The sequence below is a fragment of the Microbacterium sp. genome (genome assembly GCF_049661145.1).
Classification (GTDB): Bacteria; Actinomycetota; Actinomycetes; order Actinomycetales; family Microbacteriaceae; genus Microbacterium.
Genome location: NZ_JBASZT010000041.1, coordinates 23,226 through 29,920 on the forward strand (window position 1 = coordinate 23,226; position 6,695 = coordinate 29,920).

Annotated in this window: 5 protein-coding genes, 1 tRNA gene and 1 pseudogene; 1 reads left to right on the forward strand and 6 read right to left on the reverse strand. The window is 70.4% G+C overall.

Annotated elements, in window-relative coordinates:
* Positions 1-166 precede the first annotated feature (166 nt).
* The 3 genes from WBP48_RS01800 to WBP48_RS01810 form a co-directional block, all read right to left on the reverse strand.
* The gene (locus WBP48_RS01800; RefSeq protein ID WP_424435194.1) at positions 167-1,480 is read right to left on the reverse strand and encodes a D-arabinono-1,4-lactone oxidase; all 1,314 of its coding nucleotides are present in this window, start codon (positions 1,478-1,480) and stop codon (positions 167-169) included.
* Positions 1,480-2,733: an alanine racemase gene (locus WBP48_RS01805; RefSeq protein WP_424435197.1), complete on the reverse strand. Its 1,254-nt coding sequence runs from the start codon at positions 2,731-2,733 to the stop codon at positions 1,480-1,482. Before WBP48_RS01805 ends, WBP48_RS01800 begins: the two co-directional genes overlap by 1 nt.
* A gap of 88 nt (positions 2,734-2,821) precedes the next feature.
* A complete protein-coding gene (locus WBP48_RS01810; RefSeq protein WP_424435200.1) occupies positions 2,822-2,965 on the reverse strand; it encodes a hypothetical protein in 144 nt (47 codons plus the stop codon).
* Positions 2,966-3,261: 296 nt separating this feature from the next.
* On the opposite strand from WBP48_RS01810, the pseudogene WBP48_RS01815 reads away from it, so the two are divergent.
* Positions 3,262-3,705, forward strand: a pseudogene (locus WBP48_RS01815) (DUF1992 domain-containing protein); the annotation flags it as partial.
* Positions 3,706-3,743: 38 nt separating this feature from the next.
* Here WBP48_RS01815 and WBP48_RS01820 read toward each other — a convergent pair.
* From WBP48_RS01820 to WBP48_RS01830, 3 genes are all read right to left on the reverse strand, one after another.
* Positions 3,744-3,816, reverse strand: a tRNA-Leu gene (locus tag WBP48_RS01820).
* Between the two features lie 24 nt (positions 3,817-3,840).
* A complete protein-coding gene (locus WBP48_RS01825) occupies positions 3,841-5,349 on the reverse strand; it encodes an NAD(P)/FAD-dependent oxidoreductase (protein WP_424435203.1) in 1,509 nt (502 codons plus the stop codon).
* Between the two features lie 17 nt (positions 5,350-5,366).
* Positions 5,367-6,614 (reverse strand): S8 family peptidase, encoded by a 1,248-nt coding sequence (locus WBP48_RS01830; protein ID WP_424435212.1) that lies wholly within the window; start codon positions 6,612-6,614, stop codon positions 5,367-5,369.
* Between the last annotated feature and the right edge of the window lie 81 nt (positions 6,615-6,695).

Genomic DNA, 6,695 nt, shown 5'->3' on the forward strand with positions numbered 1-6,695 from the left:
GTCGGATGACCGCACTCCCAGCCGTTCCCCACCCACCCGCCGCATCCGCGCCGTCGAGGGGCGCCGAAGCGCGGGTCGGATGCCGAAGCATCCGCGGATCGGCGCCTCCGAACAGGTGGTGGACCGGTCACCCCGGGGCGCCGGACTCACGTCCCGAGCTGCGGGTTCACGCGCCGAGCACGCGGTCCAGGTAGGCGTTGCGGAACCGGCGGTCGGGGTCGAGCCGGTCGCGCAGCGCGACGAAGTCGTCGAAGCGCGGGTAGCGCTCGCGCAGCGCCGGCGCGGAAAGCGTGTGCAGCTTGCCCCAGTGCGGGCGCCCGTCGTGGGCGAGCATGATCTCCTCGACGGCGGCGAAATATTCGGCGGGATCGACCCGCCAGTACCGGTGGACGGCGAGGTATCCGCTGTCGCGGCCGTGCGCCGTGGACAGCCACCGGTCGTCGCCCGCGGCGCAGCGGACCTCGACGGGGAACTCGACGCGCCAGCCGTTCTCGTCGATGACGCGCTGCACGGCCCGGAACGCCTCCGCGACCCGCTCCAGAGGGACGGCATACTCCATCTCGCGGAAACGCACGCCGCGACTGGTCGCGAACACCCGCGGCGACAGGTCGGAGAACTCCCGATTCCCCCACACCCTTGCCGAAAGACGGTTGATGCTCGGCACGAGCGCCGGCACCGCGCGTCCGACGCTGCACGCGGCCTGATGCACCCCGTTTCCCACGAGCACATCGTCGACGAACTTCGAAGCGGGGCGCAGGGGGCGGGTACCGGCCTCCGACTCCCGGCGCGTGTTGGTCTTCGTGAGCGCGACGTCGGTGTGCGGAAACCAGTAGAACTCGAAGTGGTCGGCATCCTTCGCCCGCTCCTGCATGTCCGCGACAACAGCGTCCAGCGGCTCGGGGCGCTCGACGGCGTGCAGGACGAACGCCGGCACGCACTGGAGCGTCACCTCGACGAGGATGCCGAGGGCACCGAGTCCGAGGGCGACGGCGGGCAGCAGGTCGGCGTTCTCATCCTCGCTCACCGTGAGCAGTTCGCCGTCCGCCGTGACGAGGGTGACGCCGACGACCTGCGTCGCAATGCCACCGAAGCGCAGCCCGGTACCGTGCGTGCCGGTCGAGATCGCCCCGGCGATGGACTGCCGGTCGATGTCGCCGAGGTTCGTCATCGCGAGACCGTAGGGCGCGAGAAGTGCGGGGATGCGGTGCAGGCGGGTGCCCGCGAGGACCGTGGCCCGGGAGCGCTCACGATCGACCGAGACCAGGCCGGAAAGGTCGGTCAGCTCGAGCAGGATGCCGGGAGCGACGGCGATCCCGGTGAAGCTGTGGCCGGTGCCGACGGCCTTGATGGGGCGCCCCTGCTGGACGGCCGCGTGCACCGACCGGCGTACCGCGGCGATCGTCGACGGGTACTCGACGCGCTGGGGTCGCACACTCTCGGTGCGCGCCCAGTTCTGCCATGCGCCGCCGGGTCTGGTCATCAGAGGAACGTCTTCCCTTCGCCGCGATAGGTTGTCGCCTCTCCGACGACGCGGTCGTCGGATGTGAGGTGGTAGCGGTCGGTGCGGTCGGCGAGCTCGCCGCTCTTGGCGTGACGGAACCACACGCGGTCCCCCACGCCGAGCGCCCGCGCCGCTGCCCCCCGCAGCGGGGTCTGCACCTCGCCGGCACCCTCTCGACGCAGCAGGTGCAGGCCGGCAGGCCAGACCGGCAGCGGTCGGCGGGATCCAGTTGACGGACCGGACGCGATCCAGCCGCCGCCGAGGACAGTGACGATGTCTGCCGCCGGCTTGCGCACGACGTCGAGCGCGAAGGCAGCCGCCGGCGCCGGGGCGAAGGCGCGGTAGCCGTCGAACAGGTGCCCGGCGAGCAGCCCACTGCCGGCGGTCATCTCGGTGACGGCGAGGTCGGATGACGTGGACTCCAGCGATCCGGTGCCACCACCGTTGACGAACTCGAGCGGGGCGATCTCACGCAACGCTGCCACGATCGCGCCGCGTCGGTCGAGCAGCTCCTGCGCGGAGCGGTGCTGCACCCAGCGGACGACGGCCGCGCCGGGGCCGGCGTCGTCCGGCTGTCCGGCGATCTGCGCCTCGTACATCATGAGACCGACGAGGCGGAACCCGGGTCGGCGGGCGATCGCGCGGGCCAGGCGGGCGACCTCGGCCGCGTCATGAACCGGCGACCGGCGCACCCCGACGTGACCGAGCACGGGTGCGCGCCACGACGCGTCGGCGTCGATCGCCACGCGCACCTCCGCGCGGGACGCCGGCACGGCGACGGCGTCGACAAGGTCGAGCTGACTGAGGTCGTCGACCATGAGCGTGATGCGGGCGGTGGCCCGCTCATCGGCGATCAGCCGCGCGAGCGTCGCACGGTCGGCGGTCGGATAGCCGAGCACGATGTCGTCGTGGGTCTCGGCGAGCCACAGCGCCTCGGCGAGGGTGAAGGCGAGGATGCCTCGGTATCCGGCCAATGCGAGGGTCGCATCGAGCACACCACGGACGCGGATCGATTTGCTCGCGACGCGAATGGGAACTCCGCTGGCACGGACGACGAGATCGAGCGCGTTGTAGCGGAGCGCATCGACGTCGATCGTGGCGACGGGCGCGGGAAGATCCGCGACGGCGCTCGTGCGCCCCGGCCAGTACGCCGCCGGGCCGGTCCACGGCGTCGTGGGCGAAGAGCCCGCGGAGCCGGCAGGCAGGCCTGCGGCGAGCAGGTCGAGGCTCATGATCCGGTTCCTTCGCGCGTCGAGACTCTCTAGCCTAGATGAGCCTCCGTCTCGCTCCGGTCAGGACTGGAGCCCACGCGTCGGCTTTTCAAGGCAGCACCCACATACCCACCCAGCTGGAGATCGCGCCGAACCCGACGAGCGCCGCGGCGGTCATGCCGACGCTGACGGCGGTGACCAGACCAGCCACGAAGCGGCGAGTGACTCGCTCCGAGGCGAGACTGGAGAGCACGGTGCCGGCGCGATGATCATGGTGACGATGCCGGCAAAGCCCACCGGCACACCGAGGTCGTGCTGCATGACGGGCCATCCGGCGCCGAGCATGAGCGCCGCACCCCCGCAATTCGGCGCCTCCGAACCATCGGATACCGGGCAGCGGCGGAACTCGCAGAAACGGCGACTCCGGACGAGATCGCGAACCGCAGCACTCCTCAGTCCTGATTCCAGAAGACCAGGACGTACCGTTGAAACATGCTGCCCGATCACGAACCCTCGCCGGGGCTGAACCATCTCCACGTCGACGAGGTGGTCGAAGTCGCGATTCAGCAGGCGATCCGCCGCGGCGATTTCGACGACCTGCCCGGCTCGGGCAAGCCGCTGCCAGGGCTGGACCGCCCGCACGATCCCGACTGGTGGATCCGTCGCAAGATCGAAACGGAACAGCTGCAGGGGCTCGGCCCCGCCGCACTCACCCTTCGCGCGGAGGATGCCAGGCTCGATGACCGCCTCGATGGTCTCGCCCGCGAGGTCGACGTGCGCGAGATGCTGGATGACTTCAATCGTCGCGTGATCGAGGCCCGGCGGCAACTGTTGGGCGGCCCGCCTGTCATCACCCTGACCCGTGACGTCGAAGCCGAAGTCTCCGCATGGCGAGCTCGACGAGTGCAACGGGCGGTTCCCCCGGAAACTCCCCGCGACGCCGAGCAACCGCGGCGTCGCTCACGGCGCCGCGGCTTCTGGCGCTGCCGGTGAAGGTGCCTCCATCGCATCATCGAGGGAAGAAGCAGCCGTACCCCCGCTGGGACTCGAACCCAGACTGGAGCGAGTTTAAGTCGCCTGCCTCTGCCATTGGGCTACGGGGGCCCGGCAACCAGGCTAACCCGTGGCTCAGGCCTCGGTCGTCGCCTTGGTGGGCGCCTTCTTCGCCGGGGCCTTCCGCACGGGAGCCTTCTTGGCCGGGGCCTTCGGGTCGGCGGCCGGAGCGGCGGCCTCCGGCGCGGCAGCAACGGCCGGCGCGGCGGGAACCGCAGGCGCCTCAACGGGAGCTGCCGGGCGCGGACGCGCGGCGAACTCTTCGAAGACGTAGCGCGGGTGCTGCACCGACTGAAGCGTCACGTTGTCGCGGCCGAGCCAGAGGTTGTGCCACCAGCCCCATAGCACGCGCCACTTGCGCTCCCACGACGGCATCGCAAGCCCATGGTAACCACGGTGCGCGCACCACGCGATGAAGCCCTTGAGCGCGATGTTGCCCGACTGGAAGACGCCGTTGTACAGGCCGAGACCGGCGACGGCGCCCAGGTTCTTGTGGATGTACTCATGCGGCACCTCGTCGCGCAACACGGCGACGATGTTCTTCGCGAGGAGCTTCGCCTGACGAACGGCGTGCTGCGCGTTCGGTACGCAGTAGCCTCCGACACCCTTGCCGGTGAGGTCGGGCACGGCCGACACGTCGCCCGCGGCCCAGGCTCCCTCGACGACCTCATCGGCGGTCCCGACGCGAAGATCGGCGCGCGTGCGGATACGGCCGCGCTCCTCGATGGGCAGGTCACTGCCCCGCACGACCGTGGGGTTGGCCATGACGCCGGCCGCCCAGATGATGAGGTCGGTCGGGATGACCTCACCCGTCGACAACTCGACATCGCCGCCCACCGCTCCGGTGACCTGCGTGTCGAGGTGAACGGAGGCGCCGCGCTTCGCGAGGCTCTTGAGCACCCACTCGCTCGTGGGCAGCGAGACCTCCGGCATGATCCGGCCCATCGCCTCGATCAGGTGGAAGTGGGTGTCCTCGAATCGCAGCTGCGGGTAGTCCTTCAGCAGCGACGAGGCCAGCGCCCGCGTCTCGGCGAAGACCTCGATGCCGGCGAATCCGCCGCCGACCACGACGACCGTGAGCAGGCGGTCGCGCGCAGGACCGGGCGGGAGGTTCGCCGCGCGGTCGAAGTTCGAAATGATGCGGTCACGGATCGCAACGGCCTCTTCGATCGTCTTGAGGCCGATCGCGTTGTCGGCGATGCCGGGGATCGGGAACGTCCGCGACACGGCACCAGCGGTCACCACGATCTGGTCGTAGCTCGCCTGCCACGGCTCGCCGTCTTCGGGAGTGATGGTCGCGGTCCGGTTCGCGTGATCGATTCCGGTGACCTTTGCCGTGATGACATGCGTTCTCTTGAGGTGACGACGCAGCCCGACGACGACGTGCCGCGCCTCGATCTCACCGGCGGCCACCTCCGGGAGGAACGGCTGGTAGGTCATGTAGGGCAACGGGTCGACGATCGTGACCTCGGCCTCGCCCTTGCGTAGACGCTTCTCGAGCTTCCACGCGGTGTAGAAGCCGGCGTAGCCACCGCCGACGATGAGGATCTTGGGAACGGCAGTGCTGGTCGCTGGGGCAGTCACAGGGAAGACTCCTTGAATCAACGGCTCGGAGCACGGGGTGCGCGCTCCGATCTGATGCGTCGGGCAGCAGCAGTGACGCCGAGCGCGACCAGTATAGCGGCCATGGTGCCCCCGACGAGCGGTGTCGTCCCGTAGCGGAGGGTGTCCGCGCTCGGCAGCAGCGGCGATCGCCGCTCCACTTGATCGGCCTTCGGGAGCGGATCGAGCTGCACCGGTGCCGATGTCGGCACCGGCTGGGGCACGACCTCTGCACGCCGGTACAGCCGCACCCATTCGGCGAGTGTGGGGCCGGGAAGCGGGCTCACACCGACCGTAGGGATGCTCGCGGCGACGGCGGCCGCGGCGTCGATCAGCCCGAATCCGTAGTTCTTGTCCGGCACGGAGGTGGCCCCGGCGGCCGGCCGTGCGGTCTTGATGATCCGGTTGATCACATTGTTCGCGTCGAGCTCCGGGTGCGCCGAACGGACGAGAGCGGCGATGCCGGCCACGAGGGGAGCGGCGCCGCTCGTGCCGTCCCACTCCACGATCTGGCCGTCCGCCGACACTCCGAGCAGCCGCTCGCTGGGTGCCGAGATACCGATCGTGATCCCTTGCGTCGACGCTTCGGCGCTTGCGACGCCCGCGCGGTTGACACCCCCGACCGTGAGCACTCCCGGGATCGTGGCGGGCGCTCCCACTCGATCGGTACCGGTGCCACGGTTGCCGGCGGCGACGACCACGACGACGTCGTGATCGAACGCGTACTGGAATGCCGTGTCCCACAGCGGATCCCACGTCAGAGTGTTGGTCGTGAAGGAGAGGTTGATGATGTCGGCGCCGTGGTCGACGGCCCACGTCATGGCGTCGGCGACCTGCTGCACGAAGGGGACGGCGGATGCCGCGCCGAACCCGATCGAGATCGACAGCAGGCTCGCCTCCGGCGCCACGCCGATCATCCCGGTGTCGGCACCGGTGCCGCGCGCTGCGGCGAGCGAGGCCACCCAGCTGCCGTGGTTCCCGTCGACCGCGCCGACGGGGGTCCTCCCGTCGGAGGACCCCGCCCCCGAGAAGTCCGCTCCGCCCACGACCGCTCCGGAGAACTCCACAGGCGTGCGGCCGATGCCCGTGTCGATGATCGCGATCGTCGCGCCCTTGCCCCGGGTCGTCGCCCACGCGTCGCGCACGCCGTACTCGTCGAGCCAGTATTCCGCCTGGCGCACCGGGTCGACGACCGTCGTGTGCGGCACGGTCGACGACACGGATGCCGCCGCCACCGACGGCGGCACGTGCGCCGCGACCGCGGCATCCACACCCGCCGTGACAACGAGCCCGGACACCGTCGCCGTCGCGAGCGCGAACGCCGCGAC